The sequence below is a fragment of the Pusillimonas sp. genome (assembly GCF_035515275.1).
Classification (GTDB): Bacteria; Pseudomonadota; Gammaproteobacteria; order Burkholderiales; family Burkholderiaceae_B; genus Pusillimonas.
Map to the genome: position 1 here is coordinate 25,952 of NZ_DATJBQ010000126.1, position 16,030 is coordinate 41,981.

A 16,030-nucleotide genomic window follows, 5' to 3' on the forward strand; every position below is an offset into this window, starting at 1 on the left:
TCTTGGGCCACAGCGCCCCCTTCTAGAGAAAGCAGGAAATTGACGGCGGCACCGTCAATCAGGTTTGACCCGTGACATGATATAAAAATTCCGTGGCCCGCGCAGGGTCGGCCCCGATCGCCGATCCTGCGTGTAAGCTATGATTTACCCCTGACTTACTTCGATCGAACGAGACTCCAGATGGAATGCACGATAGATTGGGGCGGCCCCGAAGGCATGCTTTTCGTGGCGCGCACAGGCAGCGGCCACGTAGCCGCCATGGACGGCGCGCCCGAGGGAGGCGGCCACAACCTGGCGCCGCGCCCCATGGAAATGATGCTGGCCGGCGCGGGCGGATGCGCCGCCTACGATGTGGTACTGATTCTAAAGCGGGGCCGGCACGCCGTAGTAGGCTGCCAGGTCAAGCTCGAGGCTGAACGCGCCGAGTCCGACCCCAAGGTTTTTACCAAGATTCACTTCGCGTTTAAAGTGACCGGCACAGCATTGCCACAAGCGGCCGTCGAGCGTGCGGTCAAGCTTTCGCACGAAAAGTACTGCTCGGCCTCGGCCATGCTGGCCAGAACCGCCGAACTCACGCATTCAGTTTCAATCATCGAGGCTTGAGCGCGAAGCTGCCCATCAGGTAGGACGCGATACCCCGGTGCGGCATCGCGTCTCAGCTAACGATGCTTTTGGAGTTTCTTGGCCCCCAGGCATTAACGAGTGCAACCAGCGTTAACATCACCGGCACCTCAACCAGCACGCCCACCACCGTGGCCAGGGCAGCACCCGAATTAAGGCCGAACAACGAAATAGCAACGGCGACAGCCAACTCAAAGAAGTTGGAAGTCCCGATCAGGCAAGCCGGACCAGCAACATTGTGCGGCAGCTTGAGCAATCGGGCACCCCACCAGCCAATGATAAAAATGCCGTAAGTCTGCAACACCAACGGCACTGCAATCAGCGCGATGATGCCGGGTCGCTCCACAATCGTATTGGCCTGAAAGCCAAACAGCAGCACCACGGTGGCAATCAAGCCAACAATCGACCAGGGTTTGAGCGCAGCCACATATGACGCCAGAGCCTGCTCCGAGCGCTTCAGTAGCTGGTGGCGGGTCAATACGCCTGCAGCCAACGGCAACACCACGTAAAGCACGGTGGACAGTAGCAAGGTCTCCCACGGTACGGTCACGTCGGTCACGCCCAGCAAGAAAGCGGCGATGGGCGCGAAGGCGAACACCATGATAAGGTCGTTCACCGATACTTGAACCAAGGTGTAATTGGCATCGCCCTTGACGAGTTGGCTCCACACAAAAACCATCGCGGTGCAAGGTGCCACACCCAGCAATATCATGCCGGCGATATATTCGCTGGCCGACTGAGGATCCACCCAGGGCGCGAACAGATACTGGAAAAACAAGACACCCAAGCCAGCCATAGTGAACGGTTTGATAAGCCAGTTCAGAACCAATGTAAGCAGCAGACCTTGCGGGCGCTTACCCACGTCTTTGACGGCATGCCAGTCAATCTGAATCATCATCGGGTAAATCATCACCCAGATGAATACCGCCACGACCAGGTTGACCTGCGCATATTCCAGCCCAGCAACCCCCTCAAACAGACCGGGGAGCCAAAGGCCCAGAACCACTCCCGCAGCAATCCCAAGCGCAACCCATACCGTCAAAAATCGTTCAAACAGACCCACTCACTACCCCCGGCTTGACCTAATCAAAATGAACATAGCCGAGCCTTTCCAGCCTGGCCAATTGAGCGACTGACCTAAGCTCAGCCACGTTGCTTGGCGATACTGTGCAGCTCTTTTTGCAGCGACAGCTTATCCAACTTTTCAATCGGAAGACTCACCAGCAAGCCGACGCGGGTGCGCAGGATCATGAACACGGACGAAAAAGCTTTCTGTTTTTGTTCGTCTGTGCCTTCCACTGCCACGGGGTCTTCCACCCCCCAGTGTGCTGTCATGGGTTGGCCGGGCCATATCGGGCAAACCTCTCCAGCAGCTTGATCGCACACCGTCAGCACAAAATCCATCGACGGCGCATCGGGTCGAGCAAACTCATCCCAACTTTTACTGCGCAGCCCATCCACCGGAAAATTATTGCGCTGCAGCAGGTCGATTGTGAACGGATTAACCTTGCCTGCAGGATGGCTCCCTGCGCTATAACCACGAAACATCCCTCCACCCAACTTATTGATGAGCGCTTCGGCCAAGATACTGCGGGCCGAATTGCCCGTGCACAAAAATAGAACGTTGTAGATACGAGAAGGCATGTAAATTCCTTAGCGGTGGAGTTTGGCGAAAAAAGCGAGGTCTTGAATTAGGACGCTGAGGTCAAGGTGAATTGGTGTCGTTTTATGGGTGCTGTCAATCGATGCACGCTTGCGTTGTCGTGGCAAGACAAGGTCGCCCTTGGCAGCATTCCTTCGTCAGAAAAGCAAGGAGTGTATCCATGGCGCCGTAGTCAGCCCGGTAGATGATGTTTCGTCCGTCTCGTTCGGTACTTACCAGGCCCGCATGACTGAGTTCCTTCAGGTGAAACGACAGCGCTGTAGGCGTGACGTCCAGGGTCTCAGCCATTTGCCCGGGATTCAGACCCTCTTCACCGGCAACGACCAAAAGGCGGAACAATTTGAGGCGGGTTTCTTGGGCCAGAGCACCCAGGGCCTTCACTACAGACGATTCATTCATTTCGAGTCCTCAGGATGCCACCGAAGCAGCCCGGTTTACGTTCACGGGTAGATACAGGGTGAAAACCCAGCATATCAAAAGCATCGCCGCCGAACCCAACAGGGCATACAGCAACCCACCCCATTGGTAGAGCAGTCCTGACATCAACGTGCCGAAGAAACGGCCCAGCGCGTTAGCTGCGTAGTAGAAGCCGACGTCTTCGGCGGCTTTCTCGGAACCCGCGTAGGCCAGCACGAGGTAAGAATGAACAGAGGAGTTCACCGCAAAGGCAAAACCGAATACGCCTAACCCAGCCACAACCACCCATTCCAGATGGGGCGCATCCAACGCAACAGCGGTAGCCAGAGCCATCGGAACCAGTGCCAAAAGCGCCGACCAAAGACGCGCGGCCGGTACCTCGCTACTTAGACCATCGACACTACGCTTGACGATGTTCGGGGCCAATGCCTGTACCAATCCATAACCAATCGTCCAGGTCGCCAGGAACCCACCTACCATGGTGAAACTCCAACCTACTGAGTACAAGAACACGGGGACACCCACGACAAACCACACATCACGCGCGCCAAACAGCACCACCCGGGCAGCGGCCAAGCAGTTGATACCGGCATTTTTGGCGAACAGTTCTTTGGCAGATTTGGAGGCTTTGCTTTTGCCCATCATCTTTGGCAAAGTGCTGACCACAGCCAGCAGCGCCATCGCCAACAAGCCGGCCATTAACCACAGCGAGCCCTGAAAACCCGCCGTCTGCAACAGCACACCGCCCAAGAAAAAGCCGAAACCCTTCATGGCATTTTTGCTGCCTGTAAACCAGGCAACCCACTTGAAGAGCTGCCCGCTGTCGCCGGCACCCTGATGCGCTAGGGCGGCCGCTTGCGTAACTTTGATGGCCGATTTGCTGGCGGTTTTGGTCAAGTCCTTGGCCACGCCACAAATCCCTTGTGCGACCACCACCCAGGCCACCGACATGGCGGCTGTCCACCCCGGATCCAGCATGGACAATACGCTGAAGCCCACGATCTGGGTCATCAACCCTACGGTCAGCATGCGTGTGATGCCATAACGCGTTGCCAGCCAGCCGCCGACGAGGTTGGCCAGCACACCCGCGGCTTCATACAGCAGGAACAAAAACGCCAGGGTGAATGGAGAATAGCCAAGCTGGTAAAAGTGCAGTAGCACCAACATGCGCAGAGCGCCATCGGTGAGCGTGAACCCCCAGTACGACGCCGTGACAATGGCGTAGTTACGAGTAGCATGTTTCATGATCAACAGCCTTAAATTCCCTGGGCTTCCAAATGCTTGGCCAGGTCTACCATACGACAGGCGTAGCCCATCTCATTGTCGTACCAAGCATAGACCTTGAGCATTGTGCCGTCGGTCACCATGGTAGAAAGACCATCAACGATAGAGCTGCGTGTGTCACGGGCGTAATCAGCGCTAACCAGAGGGCGTTGCTCGTAACCTAATATGCCGGCCAAAGGGCCCTGCGCAGCAGCCTTGAACAGTGCGTTCACTTCCTCGGCAGTGGTGGGGCGCTGCAGTTCAAATACACAGTCGGTCAGCGAAGCATTCAACACCGGAGCGCGAACGGCATGGCCATTCAACTTGCCCTTGAGTTCCGGGTAGATAAGCGCAATGGCGGTGGCACTGCCTGTCGTGGTTGGCGCAAGACTCAACATCGCGCTGCGGGCACGGCGCAAGTCTTTATGCGGGGCGTCCACCACCAGGTTGGTGTTGGTGGGGTCGTGGATGGTGGTAATCTGACCGTGTCTGATGCCTAGGGCCTCATGCACGACCTTGACCACCGGGGCCAGACAATTGGTGGTGCAGCTTGCTGCTGTCACGATGCGATCCCTGGTGGGGTCATAGAGCTGTTCGTTGATACCCACCACGATATTAAGCACACCGCCAGTCTTGACCGGTGCTGCCACGATGACGCGTTTGGCGCCTTGGTCGAGGTGGCCTTGTATCGTCTCGGGAGTCAGGAACTTGCCGGTGCATTCCAGCACCACATCCACACCCAAATCACCCCAGGGAATATCGGCGGGGTTGGCGTGAGCGCTGAAGGCCAGCCTTGTGCTGTCGATGTGTATTGCATGGTCATCTTCAGCCGCAATGTCTGCACGCCAACGGCCCTGAACAGAGTCAAAGGCCAGCAAGTGGGCAGTACCAGCGGCACCACCCTTGATTTCATTGACTGCCACCACCTCGAGGCGATGACCGGCCCGGGGATCGTCGCTCTGCCGCTCGGCGGCCCCCCATCGCGGAACGAAGCGCCAAGCGCCCGATACGACCCATTCCGTTGATACCGACTTTCATCATCTCCCCTTTGATTCAATAGTTCAACTGTTGTTGAATTATTGCATTATTTTATGACCGTGGGATGACAAGCGTCTTCGGGCAACGAATTCAACCTACACGGCTATCGGCGCGGAAATCGACGGATGAGGGTGGTAGCCCACAATTTCGAAATCGTCGAACTGATATCCATAGATGGACTCTGGCGTGCGCTTTATTTTCAATTCAGGCAAAGCCCTCACCTCACGCGAAAGCTGCGTCCGAATCTGGTCTAAATGGTTCGAATACGCGTGCAAGTCTCCCAGGCTGACGACAATCTCGTGGGGAACGAGATTACATTGCTGAGCAAGCATGTGTGTCAGCAACGCAAGAGAGGCTATGTTGTACGGCAAGCCGAGGAAGCTGTCAGAGCTCCGGATATACAGTTGAGACGAAAGTTTGTTGTTTGCCACGTAAAACTGATACAGCAAATGGCAAGGGGGCAGGGCCATTCTGCCCTGCTGGGCATTTTCGACCGGACTTAAGGATTCGTCGGGTAAGTACTCGGGATTCCACGCATGAAACAGGATTCTGCGACTATCCGGATTGGTTCTTAGCTTGTCGACCACGTAGTCAATTTGATTGATGGTTCCACCTTCTTTTGTCGGCCATGCTGTCCATTGCTTTCCATACACAGGCCCTAACTCTCCATCTATGGTCGCCCACTCATTCCAGATAGTCACTCCATTCTCGTTCAGCCAGCGTATATTAGTATTACCACTCAGGAACCATATGAGCTCATTGGCAATACTTTTAAAATGCAGCTTCTTAGTTGTAAGGAGTGGAAATCCCTTCGAGAGATCATGGCGTATCTGACGTCCAAAGACCGAAGTGGTACCGGTACCGGTACGGTCGCCCTTTTGAACCCCATTTTCTAAGATGTCCGATAGTAATTCGAGATATTGTTTCACGTAATTTGCTCTTCTCTGTAATGCGGAAGCACAGGAGTTGACCGGGTTTGACACCACGGAGCTTGAAGTGCCGGTACCGTATTGCGTGTCAATCGAGATAACTGGCAAACCGACGCTAGAGTATGTCTCATTTTACCCCGACAACTTCTCAGGCAACTCCGAAGGTCTCCTGTCCGACAACTGCCGGCGTCCTTCTCAACCAGTCGACATGCCCTCTGAGCGAGCTTTTCCGTGCCACTTCTTGAGAGTATGATATGGCCATTTTGACAGCTTCCAGCCCATATCAATGGCCCGGTCGAGGTCCGACTTTACAAGGCATTTGCATGGCCCATCCCTACCTGAAGTTGGTCGTCGCCTACTCTGCAAACCGGGTTATCGGCCGCGACAATGACCTTCCCTGGCGTTTGCCGGCCGACCTGGCACACTTCAAGCGCACCACCATGGGGCAGCCCATATTAATGGGCCGCAAAACATGGGAATCACTTGGCCGGCCGTTACCGGGCCGGCCCAATTTCGTCATTAGCCGCGACCCGAATTATTCGGCCGAGGGCGCCCGCGTGTTCGGTTCCTTGTCGGCCGCCATGGCCGCCTGCGAAGGCGAAGAGACCGCATGCGTAATTGGCGGCGCGCAAATTTTCCACGAAGCCTTGCCGCTGGCCGATGAAATCGTCGCCACCGAAATTCATGCCGATATCGACGGCGATGTGTTTTTCCCCGAACTTGCCGCAGACCAATGGCAAGAGCACGAGCGCCAGCCTCAGCCCGAAGAAAACGGCTACCAGTACGACTTTGTGGTCTACAGGCGCGCGCGCCCCGACCTGTCGCATCTGTGGATGCCGTTTACTGCAAATCGGCAGTTCAAGCAAAGCCCCCGCTTGCTAAGCAGCGCGCAAGGCATGCATTACACCGATGTGAACGGGCGCAAGATACTGGATGGCACCTCGGGCTTGTGGTGCGTAAACGCCGGGCACGCGCGCCCGGAGATTACCCAGGCCATCGCCCGCCAAGCGGGTACGCTGGACTATGCCCCCGGCTTCCAGATGGGGCACCCCGAAGCCTTCGAGGCCGCCACTGCCGTCGCCCGCATCATGCCGCCGCAACTGGACCGCATCTTCTTCACCAACTCGGGGTCTGAGTCGGTAGACACAGCCCTGAAGATCGCCCTGGCTTATCACCGCAGCCAGGGCCAGGGCCAGCGCACACGGTTCATCGGCCGCGAGCGCGGCTACCACGGCGTGGGCTTCGGCGGCATTTCAGTGGGGGGCATTACTGCCAACCGCAAGGCGTATTCCGGCGCCCTGCTTCCTGCCGTCGACCATCTGCCTCATACACATAGCCTTGCGCACAACGCGTTTTCTCGTGGCCAGCCCGAATGGGGAGCACATTTGGCCGACGAGCTCGAGCGCCTGGTCGCATTGCACGATGCGTCGACGATTGCGGCGGTCATTGTCGAGCCTCTGGCCGGCTCGGCCGGCGTGCTGGTGCCGCCCAAGGGTTACCTTGAAACATTGCGCGCCATTACCGAACGGCATGGCATCTTGCTTGTTTTCGACGAGGTGATTACAGCGTTCGGGCGGCTGGGCGCCGCCACCGCGAGCGAACTGTTCGGCGTGACGCCCGACTTGCTGACACTTGCCAAAGGCATCAGCAATGCCGCCGTGCCCTGTGGCGCAGTGGCCGTGCATCGCAATATATACGACAGTATTACTGCTCGGGCGCCTGAAGGCATCGAGCTGTTTCATGGCTATACGTATTCGGGCCATCCACTGGCTGCGGCCGCAGTTCGCGCAACGCTTGGCATCTACCAACGCGAACAGCTGTTCGATCGCGCGGCGCAACTGGCCCCGTATTTCGAAGAGGCGGCGCATCGTCTGCAAGGCGCCCCCCATGTGCAGGACATACGCAACCTGGGGCTGGTGGCCGGAATCGAACTGCAAGCCCGCGAATCAGCCCCGGGGGCTCGCGCGGCCGAAGTATTCCAGGCCTGCTACGACAATGGGGTATTGCTGCGCTACACGGGCGACACGCTCGCGGTGTCTCCGCCGCTTATCATTGACCATGAACAGATCGACCATCTGTTCAACACTTTGGCCGCTGCACTTCGCCAGGTGCATTAAGCAATAAAAACGGCTTCCCGCAAAACAGGAGGCCGTGTGCGAGCAACTGTTTGCTTAGTCGGCGTCGACCAGGTCTTGGTAAGCAGGGCCGTCAAGCAAGGCCTCGACGTCGGTAGGGTTGGTCGGGCGGATCTTGAATATCCAGGCGTCGAAGGGCTTTTCGTTGATCAGCTCGGGCTGGCTGTCCAGCTCTTCGTTGAAGGCGGTAATTTCGCCGGCGACCGGGGCGTAAATATCGGACGCCGCCTTGACCGATTCAACCACGCCTGCGGTTTCACCCGCCTGCAGGTGCGCACCCACGGTAAAGTCGCCGACAAACACCAGGTCGCCCAGCTGATCTTGCGCATTGTCGGTAATACCCACCAAAAAGACATCGCCCTCGGCTTTGACCCATTCGTGAGACGGCGTGTATTTGCGATCGTCTGGCTGACTCATTTGACCCTCTTTATATTGCTGATTGTTCAGAGCGCCAGCATAACGTGAATCGACCTTGCAAACCAGAGCGGGCAGGTCGGCTGGACACTAGTGTTGCTGCCTAAGTGCCCTGCACCGCCCGCCCACACGCCACGCCCGACGCCCAGGCCCACTGAAAATTGTAGCCGCCCAGCCAGCCCGTAACGTCGACCGCCTCGCCCACAAAATACAGGCCCGGCACGGCCTTGGCCTGCATGGTTTTTTGATCGAGGCCGCGAGTATCCACCCCACCCCGCATCACTTCAGCCTTGCGATAACCCGCCGTACCGGTAGGGCGCAATGACCAACCATGAATGCGGGCGGCCAGGAGGCGCAAGACCTTGTCGGGCACATCAGCCATGCGCATGGCTGCGGGCGCTTCGGGCATGGCGGCCAACCACTGCTCGGCCAGCCGCTTGGGCCAGATGGCAGAAAGCGTATTGTCGAGCTGCTGACGATTGCCCGGTTTGGCCGCAAGCAGTACCTGCTCCAGATCCTGGTCGGGCGCCAGGTTTATGTGTATGGCTTCGCCCGGATTCCAATAGCTGGAAACCTGCAAGATCGCGGGTCCCGACAGGCCGCGATGGGTAAAAAGCAAGTCTTCAACAAAACGCGCCTTGCCCTTGCCCTGACCACATCGCACATCCACCTCCAGCGAAACGCCGCTTAGCGCGGCAAACGGTTTCCAGTGCTCGGCGTCGAATGTCAGCGGCACCAACGCCGGACGCGGCTCGACTACTTTCAAGCCGAACTGGCGCGCGATTTTCAAGGCAAAGTCGGTGGCGCCCAACTGTGGAATAGCCATGCCGCCGGTGGCAATGACCACTTGCCTGGCTTGTATCGGCTCGCCGTGGGTCTTGATGGAAAACGCCCCGGCCTCATGCACAATGGCCTGCACTGGGCACGGCATGCGCCAACTTACGCGGCCTGTGTCGCATTCGCGCTTGAGCATCTGAATGATCGACTCACTAGAGTCGTTGCAAAACAACTGCCCCCGATGCTTCTCGTGCCAGGCAATGCCATGGCGCTCGACCATGTCAATGAAATGACGCGGCGTGTAGGCTGCCAGGGCTGATCGGCAAAAATTGGGGTTCTGAGAAATGAACTGGGCCGGCGTAGTGCCAATATTGGTAAAGTTGCAGCGCCCTCCGCCCGAGATGCGGATCTTCTCGGCCAGGCGCTCGGCATGGTCCACCAGCACCACGCGCAAGCCGCGCTGGCCCGCCACGGCAGCCGCCATCATGCCGGCTGCGCCGGCTCCGATGACGGCAACGTCAAACATGCTCAATCTTCTTCGCGTATGCAGTCGACGTAGTAACGCGGCTGTGAATCGGGTCCGATGTCTTCGGCCAGACCGTGCACATAGGTTTCGAAACCCGGAAACCGTTTATTGAATTCGCGAACAAACTGCAAGTAATGCACGATGCGCGTGTTGAACCGCTCGCCCGGAATAAGCAAAGGAATGCCCGGTGGGTACGGCGTAAGCAACACGCCGGTCACCCGGCCTTCGAGCTCGTCAATGGATACGCGCTCGACTTCGCGGTGGGCCATCTTGGCGTAGGCATCTGAAGGCTTGAGCGCCGGCACCATGTCTGAAAGGTACATTTCGGTGGTCAGCCGCGCCACATCGTGAGCACGATAGGCTTCGTGGATTTGCTGACAAAGGTCGCGCAAGCCCATGCGCTCATAACGCGGATGCTCTTTGCAGAAATCGGGCAAGATGCGCCACATGGGATGGTTGCGGTCGTAGTCGTCCTTGAACTGCTGCAGCGCGGTTAGCAGCGTGTTCCAGCGGCCTTTGGTAATGCCAATGGTAAACATGATGAAGAACGAATACAGGCCGGTCTTTTCGATGACCACGCCATGCTCGGCCAGATATTTAGAGACCAGCGCCGCTGGTATGCCGGTTTCGGCGAAGGTGCCCGAGATATCAAGGCCGGGCGTAACCACCGTGGCCTTGATGGGGTCGAGCATATTGAAGCCCGGCGCCAAAGCACCAAAACCGTGCCATTCGGCATCGGTTTCAAGCATCCAGTCGTCGCGATGGCCGATGCCCTCGGCAACCAGCTTTTTGGGCCCCCACACCTTGAACCACCAATCGTTCTTGCCAAACTCGGATTCCACCTTACGCATGGCGCGGCGAAAATCCAGCGCTTCGCTGATGCTTTCTTCGACCAGGGCGGTACCCCCGGGCGGCTCCATCATGGCGGCCGCCACGTCGCAGGACGCAATAATGGCGTACTGAGGCGAGGTTGACGTGTGCATGAGGTACGCCTCGTTGAACACGTTGCGATCGAGCTTGCGGGTTTCAGAGTCTTGCACCGTAATTTGCGATGCCTGCGACAAACCCGCCAACAGCTTGTGCGTTGAATGGGTGGCAAACACCATGGCGTCCTTGCTGCGCGGACGGTTCTTGCCAATGGCGTGCATGTCTTTGTAGTACTCGTGAAACGCGGCATGCGGTATCCACGCTTCGTCGAAATGCAGGGTGTCGATTTCGGAGCCGAGCTTTTCTTTGATCATTTCGACGTTGTAGCTGACCCCGTCGTAAGTGCTTTGCGTAATGGTAAGAATGCGCGGCTTTTTGTTCTTGATGCGGTCGGCAAAGGGGTGGGCTTCGATTTTCTGGCGAATGCTCTCGGGCTCGAACTCTGCGAGCGGAATGGGGCCGATAATGCCAAGATGGTTACGTGTCGGCCGCAAAAACACCGGAATCGCGCCTGTCATGGTGATGGCGTGCAATATCGATTTATGGCAGTTGCGGTCAACCACCACCACATCGTCCATCGCCACGTTGGCATGCCAAACAATCTTGTTCGAGGTTGACGTGCCATTGGTCACGAAAAAACAGTGGTCGGCGTTAAAGATTCGCGCGGCATTGAGCTCGGACTCGGCCACGGGGCCGGTATGGTCCAGCAGCTGGCCCAGCTCGTCTACCGCATTGCATACGTCGGCGCGCAGCATGTTCTCGCCAAAAAATTGGTGAAACATCTGGCCCACCGGGCTTTTCAGAAACGCAACACCGCCCGAGTGCCCCGGGCAATGCCACGAATAGGAACCGTCGGACGCATACTTGACCAGCTCGCGAAAGAACGGCGGCGGCAGGCCGTCGAGGTAGGCGCGTGCCTCGCGGATAATATGCCGCGCCACGAACTCGGGCGTGTCTTCAAACATGTGAATGAAGCCGTGCAGCTCGCGAAGAATATCGTTGGGAATATGCTGCGAGGTGCGCGTTTCGCCGTACAGATAAATGGGAATGTCTTCGTTGCGAAACCGCAGCTCGCCGATGAACGAGCGCAGGTTCTTGATGGCATTGGCCACGTCTTCGGGGGAATCGACGTCGAACTCTTCGTCGTCGATCGACAAGATAAAGGCACTGGCGCGGCTTTGCTGTTGCGCAAACGAGCTTAGGTCGCCGTAGCTGGTAACGCCCAGCACTTCGACGCCCTCGGCCTGGATCGCCTCTGCCAGCGCCCGAATACCCAGCCCCGATGCGTTTTCGGAACGGTAGTCTTCATCGATGATGACGATGGGAAAACGGAATTTCATACGATGACTCCCTGGGGCCAATAAATGCTAAAAACTAGGTGCGAGGCAAGGTAACGCCTTGCTGCCCCTGATACTTGCCGCCGCGATCACGATACGAGGTTTCGCACACCTCGTTGCCTTCGAAGAACAGCATCTGCGCACACCCCTCGCCGGCATAAATTTTGGCGGGCAAGGGTGTGGTGTTTGAAAACTCAAGCGTCACGTGACCTTCCCATTCGGGCTCAAGCGGCGTGACATTGACAATGATTCCGCAACGCGCATAAGTGCTTTTACCCAGGCAAATGGTAAGTACGCTGCGCGGGATACGAAAGTACTCGACCGTACGAGCCAGCGCGAACGAGTTGGGCGGAATAATGCACACATTGCCCTTGAAGTCGACAAATGACTTTTCGTCGAAGGCCTTGGGGTCGACGATGCTGGAATTGATGTTGGTGAAGATCTTGAACTCATCGGCACACCGTACATCATAGCCGTAGCTGCTGGTTCCGTAACTGACGATGCGCGAGCCGTCTGCGGCCTGACGCACCTGACCGGGTTCAAATGGCTCGATCATGCCGTGCTGCAAGGCGGTTTCCCGAATCCAGCGATCACTCATTATGCTCATTGCGTTTTCCCTTGTAACGAGGGCGCCTATTTTATCCCTTACCCACGACAGAGGGGCGTACTGGGGCCACAAAACAACTAATCACGGAAAAACGTGCGGTAGATGAGGGCAATTCCGTTAACGGTGCCCACACTCAGCTGTGCCGACAGGCCCCGCGCCAATTGGTAGCTAAGGCGACCGACCGTACCGCTGTCCGACAGGGCCTGCTCGATACTGGCGGTAACACCATCCGTAATGCGGCGGCTGGCCACCACAAACTGGTTCTCGATGTTGCTGGTGCCGCTATCCAGTCCGCGCACCACGCTTTCCACGGGCAAGATGCTGCCGGTGGTGCCCAGCTCGCCCGAGCGCATGTTGAGATCATCGATGCCGAACCTGCGATAAAACGGCTCGCCCTTGCCCAGGAACGACGTACCCACCGAAAACAGCAACGCGGCATCACCGCCTGAGTCGTCAGGCCCGCGCCCCAGCAGTAACCACGAAAGCTTTTGCACCTCGCTGACCTCGGGGTACGAAACCAGATCAATGCGCGGCCGCTTGGCCGTGCCGGCGACCCTTACACCCGCCTCGACGGCGACGCCGGTGCGTAATGCCTCGATATTAAGCACCGGGTTGCTGACGTCGCCCTGGAACGTGATGGAGCCGCGCCGCAGTTGCAGGTGCTGGCCGTAAACATCAATGGAGCCGCCTCGCGTGCGCAACGCGCCTTCGGCCGTCAGCTTGCCCTCGCGCATCAACAGGCGCATTTGCCCCACCAGGCCCGAGTTGACGCCGTAACCGGTAATGTAAAACCGTGGCCCCAGATCGACCGTAAGATCAAGGGCAATATCCATGGGGGCGCTTGCCTTGGGTGCGACTCCCGAACGTACGACCACCACATCGCTGTCCAGCGTCGGTACGCTGCTCAGCATGTCCAGGTCAACCCAACCCGCATCGGCGGTAAGCTGACCCGAAAGCGAGAACGAAGGCAGCGGCGCATCAACCCGCAACCGGCCGGTAACCATGGCGTAACGGTCTGAACGCTGCAAAATCGGGTATCGGTACAGATCGATGTCTATTTCGCCCACCGATTCACTTAATTTCCAACTTCCGCTTAAGGTCAGGCTGCCGTCCTTGGCGTCGGGGTTGGTGGACACCCACTCGGCGGTTCGCCATTCGTCCGGGGTAACGCGCAGCCTGGCCGGAAACCGCAGGCTCTCTAAAATGACACGGTCACCGTCTAGCCGGGCCGACAGTTCGCCGTCAAGCAAGCGTACGCCGTCATCGATACGAACCACCCGGATCTCGCGACCGGTGACCGTTCCCTGTGTGGACCAGGTACCGTCGGCCCGTGCGCTACCCCGCAATTGGGCGGCAAGGACACCGCCCACATCCATGGCGTCACCCACAAACATACTGGCCCAGCTCAAATCGTTGATGTCCGCATCCACCTCAAACGTGCGGGGCGTTGCAGCCAGCTCAAAGCCGCCCTCGGGCGAGCTGCTCAACACAGCGCCCAGTTCGGCATCGATCCGGCCCATTTTCTCGGTCGAGACGTTAAGCTCGGCCAACAGGCGGCTGCTCGCCCCGCCGGTGGGGGTGGCGGTAAGGTGCACGTCAAGATTACGCAAGCCCAGCGGAAACTCCGGCTCGGCCGGCACGATGAAGTCGCCCGACAGACGACGCAAATCGAGCGACCCGGCCAGCGCACCTGAAAACTTGAAGTCCCATGCCGCCTCGAACACGATTTCAACCGTAGAGTATTTGTCGTCGCCGGCCATGATGATCCGGCCGCGATCGGGGTCGGAAGCGCCGCTGGGAACCAGCGCCTGCAGCTCTTGAACAATAGGTTTGGACACCACCAGCCGGCCAATGTCGCCTCGCGTTTCCCATCGCCCGTGGCCGGCGCTGGAGCGCTGATGGTGAACCACCGCCTCGCTGCCCGAGGGCAGCGTGAGCGACAACGAGGTTTCGCCCACCCCCCATTGCCAGTCAGGGGCCACCGCTTGCGGTGCAAAGACCAATTGAATGGGGGTGAGCGAATTTACCCCAAACCCTGCGTGGGATGCATGCAGCATCGACACGGCTCCACGCCAACCCTCTGCACCGGTTTCAGTCTGCAGCACACCCCAGCCGCCCTGCATGGCCACTTGAGCGTTGATTGGCGCACTGCCCAATTTATCAGCCTGAGAATCATCAGGCGTATATTCCGCTTTCAGGTCTAGCGCGTGTTCGTGCAGCGAGCCGCCCAGCCATCCGTTTAAGTGCGCACCGCCGGGCAAGCCCGGCCAGGCGTCAGCCAGGCGGGACACCGCCAGATCAAGATCGACGCGACTGCCCGGCGTGCCAAGCGACCCTTTACCGACAAGCTTGTGCCCGCCTAAAGCCAGGTCCATGTCAAACTCGGGCAGTTGCAAGTGCTGCCACAAGGTACCCTTGGCCAGCTCCTGGCTGCGTTGCGCCAAGGGCGCCACATTGACCAGCCTTGCTCGTACGGCACCCGATAATTCCTGGCCGTTCCACCGCGAGGCCGGATCCACCTGAAGATTCAAGTTTGCCGACAACGGCCGGCGATGATCAAGCAACTGGGCATTGAAATCGAGCTGGGCGGTCAGGGCGCCCGGGGGCACCTCATTACCTGCCAACAAACGAAAATTGAGCTTGTCGGCGCGAAGCCAGCCCGCAACCTGATCATGAGTGACACCCTCGCGTTCGACCAGGTCCCAGGCCACCTCGCCCGCCAGCGACGAGCCGTCGGCGAGCCGCAAATTCAGGTTGCCCTGCTTCAAGGGAAAACCTGCGCGGGGCGCCAGGCTTGCCTCAAGATCAAGCTGAAGATCCTGGCCCTGACCGGTCAGGTCCAGCGCCAGTTCATTCAGATTGCCGGTAGCGTTGATTTGCAGGTCAAGAGCGCAGGCCGAGCTGATGCCCGCCAGATCCGTCAATGGATTTTCGGCGGGCAGCTCGGGCACGAAATGACGCAGGCACAGGGGCGAATTGGGTTCATCGCTATGGGCACTGGTTTTTATCTGCAATGACAAGGGCCACGGGTCTGCCAGTTCCAGCAGGCGCCACTCGCCCTGGATATCGGCCTCGATGCCGTCACGGCCCAGGTTCAGGTTCTGAAACACCAGTTGGGCATTGCTTTCGGTAACGGCCAGCGAAGCCTGCAGATCGCGTACATCGAGCAGTAGCGGCTCGCCGTCGAGTTTGACATTGAGCTTGCCCAGGTAGAAACGATCTAGCGCCACCCGAAACGGTATGGCCGGAAAACCGAAGGGCTCGGTATCGGGCTGTTTCTCGGCATCGCTCAGTACGTCGATGTCAAGCACGCCCACTGATAGATTCGTGGTGCGCAAGCGGCGGTCAAGCAGTTCGCGCCACGCCACGTGCAGCT

At 58.3% G+C, this 16,030-nt stretch carries 13 protein-coding genes and 1 pseudogene; 3 read left to right on the forward strand and 11 right to left on the reverse strand.

Annotated elements, in window-relative coordinates; all coding sequences use genetic code 11:
• The first annotated feature begins 180 nt into the window (after positions 1–180).
• Positions 181–603, forward strand: coding sequence for an OsmC family protein (locus tag VL003_RS09150; protein WP_325441724.1), 423 nt, complete (start codon positions 181–183; stop codon positions 601–603).
• Positions 604–655: 52 nt separating this feature from the next.
• Here the strand turns inward: VL003_RS09150 and arsB are convergent, their stop codons facing one another.
• The 6 genes from arsB to VL003_RS09180 all read right to left on the reverse strand — a co-directional run bounded on the left by arsB (position 656) and on the right by VL003_RS09180 (position 5,931).
• A complete protein-coding gene (gene arsB, locus VL003_RS09155; RefSeq protein ID WP_325441726.1) occupies positions 656–1,684 on the reverse strand; it encodes an ACR3 family arsenite efflux transporter in 1,029 nt (342 codons plus the stop codon).
• 80 nt (positions 1,685–1,764) lie between these two features.
• Positions 1,765–2,265 carry an arsenate reductase ArsC gene (locus VL003_RS09160; RefSeq protein WP_325441728.1) on the reverse strand — a complete coding sequence of 167 codons (501 nt, stop codon included), beginning with the start codon at positions 2,263–2,265 and terminating at the stop codon, positions 1,765–1,767.
• A 94-nt stretch (positions 2,266–2,359) separates the two neighbouring features.
• Positions 2,360–2,683, reverse strand: coding sequence for an ArsR/SmtB family transcription factor (locus VL003_RS09165; RefSeq protein ID WP_325441730.1), 324 nt, complete (start codon positions 2,681–2,683; stop codon positions 2,360–2,362).
• Between the two features lie 9 nt (positions 2,684–2,692).
• Positions 2,693–3,946 (reverse strand): organoarsenical effux MFS transporter ArsJ, encoded by a 1,254-nt coding sequence (arsJ, locus tag VL003_RS09170; protein ID WP_325441732.1) that lies wholly within the window; start codon positions 3,944–3,946, stop codon positions 2,693–2,695.
• An 11-nt stretch (positions 3,947–3,957) separates the two neighbouring features.
• The gene (locus tag VL003_RS09175) at positions 3,958–4,887 is read right to left on the reverse strand and encodes an ArsJ-associated glyceraldehyde-3-phosphate dehydrogenase (RefSeq protein WP_325441734.1); all 930 of its coding nucleotides are present in this window, start codon (positions 4,885–4,887) and stop codon (positions 3,958–3,960) included.
• Between the two features lie 210 nt (positions 4,888–5,097).
• A complete protein-coding gene (locus VL003_RS09180) occupies positions 5,098–5,931 on the reverse strand; it encodes a thymidylate synthase (RefSeq protein WP_325441736.1) in 834 nt (277 codons plus the stop codon).
• 323 nt (positions 5,932–6,254) lie between these two features.
• Here VL003_RS09180 and VL003_RS09185 point away from each other — a divergent pair.
• Both VL003_RS09185 and aptA read left to right on the forward strand, forming a co-directional pair.
• Positions 6,255–6,725 (forward strand): annotated as a pseudogene (locus VL003_RS09185) (dihydrofolate reductase); the annotation flags it as partial.
• Positions 6,723–8,048 carry an omega-aminotransferase AptA gene (aptA, locus tag VL003_RS09190; RefSeq protein ID WP_487047251.1) on the forward strand — a complete coding sequence of 442 codons (1,326 nt, stop codon included), beginning with the start codon at positions 6,723–6,725 and terminating at the stop codon, positions 8,046–8,048. The pseudogene VL003_RS09185 and the gene aptA, both read left to right, overlap by 3 nt.
• 54 nt (positions 8,049–8,102) lie before the next feature.
• On the opposite strand, the gene gcvH is transcribed toward aptA, so the two are convergent.
• From gcvH to VL003_RS09215, 5 genes are all read right to left on the reverse strand, one after another.
• Entirely contained in the window at positions 8,103–8,483 is a 381-nt protein-coding gene (gcvH, locus tag VL003_RS09195) for a glycine cleavage system protein GcvH (protein ID WP_325441738.1), read from the reverse strand.
• Positions 8,484–8,583: 100 nt separating this feature from the next.
• Positions 8,584–9,783 carry a BaiN/RdsA family NAD(P)/FAD-dependent oxidoreductase gene (locus VL003_RS09200; protein ID WP_325441739.1) on the reverse strand — a complete coding sequence of 400 codons (1,200 nt, stop codon included), beginning with the start codon at positions 9,781–9,783 and terminating at the stop codon, positions 8,584–8,586.
• Positions 9,784–9,785: 2 nt separating this feature from the next.
• A complete protein-coding gene (locus tag VL003_RS09205) occupies positions 9,786–12,050 on the reverse strand; it encodes an arginine/lysine/ornithine decarboxylase (protein ID WP_325441741.1) in 2,265 nt (754 codons plus the stop codon).
• A 34-nt stretch (positions 12,051–12,084) separates the two neighbouring features.
• A complete protein-coding gene (gene dcd, locus VL003_RS09210) occupies positions 12,085–12,654 on the reverse strand; it encodes a dCTP deaminase (RefSeq protein WP_325441743.1) in 570 nt (189 codons plus the stop codon).
• 77 nt (positions 12,655–12,731) lie between these two features.
• Positions 12,732–16,030 (reverse strand): translocation/assembly module TamB domain-containing protein (locus VL003_RS09215; protein WP_325441745.1); only part of this gene is annotated, 3,299 nt, incomplete at its 5' end.

What these genes read in the sequence shown, in the direction of transcription:
- VL003_RS09150 (WP_325441724.1), top strand. Translation starts at nt 181, where the DNA reads ATGGAATGCACGATAGATTGGGGCGGCCCCGAAGGCATGCTTTTCGTG.
- VL003_RS09160 (WP_325441728.1), bottom strand. Translation starts at nt 2,265, where the DNA reads ATGCCTTCTCGTATCTACAACGTTCTATTTTTGTGCACGGGCAATTCG.
- VL003_RS09165 (WP_325441730.1), bottom strand. Translation starts at nt 2,683, where the DNA reads ATGAATGAATCGTCTGTAGTGAAGGCCCTGGGTGCTCTGGCCCAAGAA.
- arsJ (WP_325441732.1), bottom strand. Translation starts at nt 3,946, where the DNA reads ATGAAACATGCTACTCGTAACTACGCCATTGTCACGGCGTCGTACTGG.
- gcvH (WP_325441738.1), bottom strand. Translation starts at nt 8,483, where the DNA reads ATGAGTCAGCCAGACGATCGCAAATACACGCCGTCTCACGAATGGGTC.
- VL003_RS09200 (WP_325441739.1), bottom strand. Translation starts at nt 9,783, where the DNA reads ATGTTTGACGTTGCCGTCATCGGAGCCGGCGCAGCCGGCATGATGGCG.
- VL003_RS09205 (WP_325441741.1), bottom strand. Translation starts at nt 12,050, where the DNA reads ATGAAATTCCGTTTTCCCATCGTCATCATCGATGAAGACTACCGTTCC.
- dcd (WP_325441743.1), bottom strand. Translation starts at nt 12,654, where the DNA reads ATGAGCATAATGAGTGATCGCTGGATTCGGGAAACCGCCTTGCAGCAC.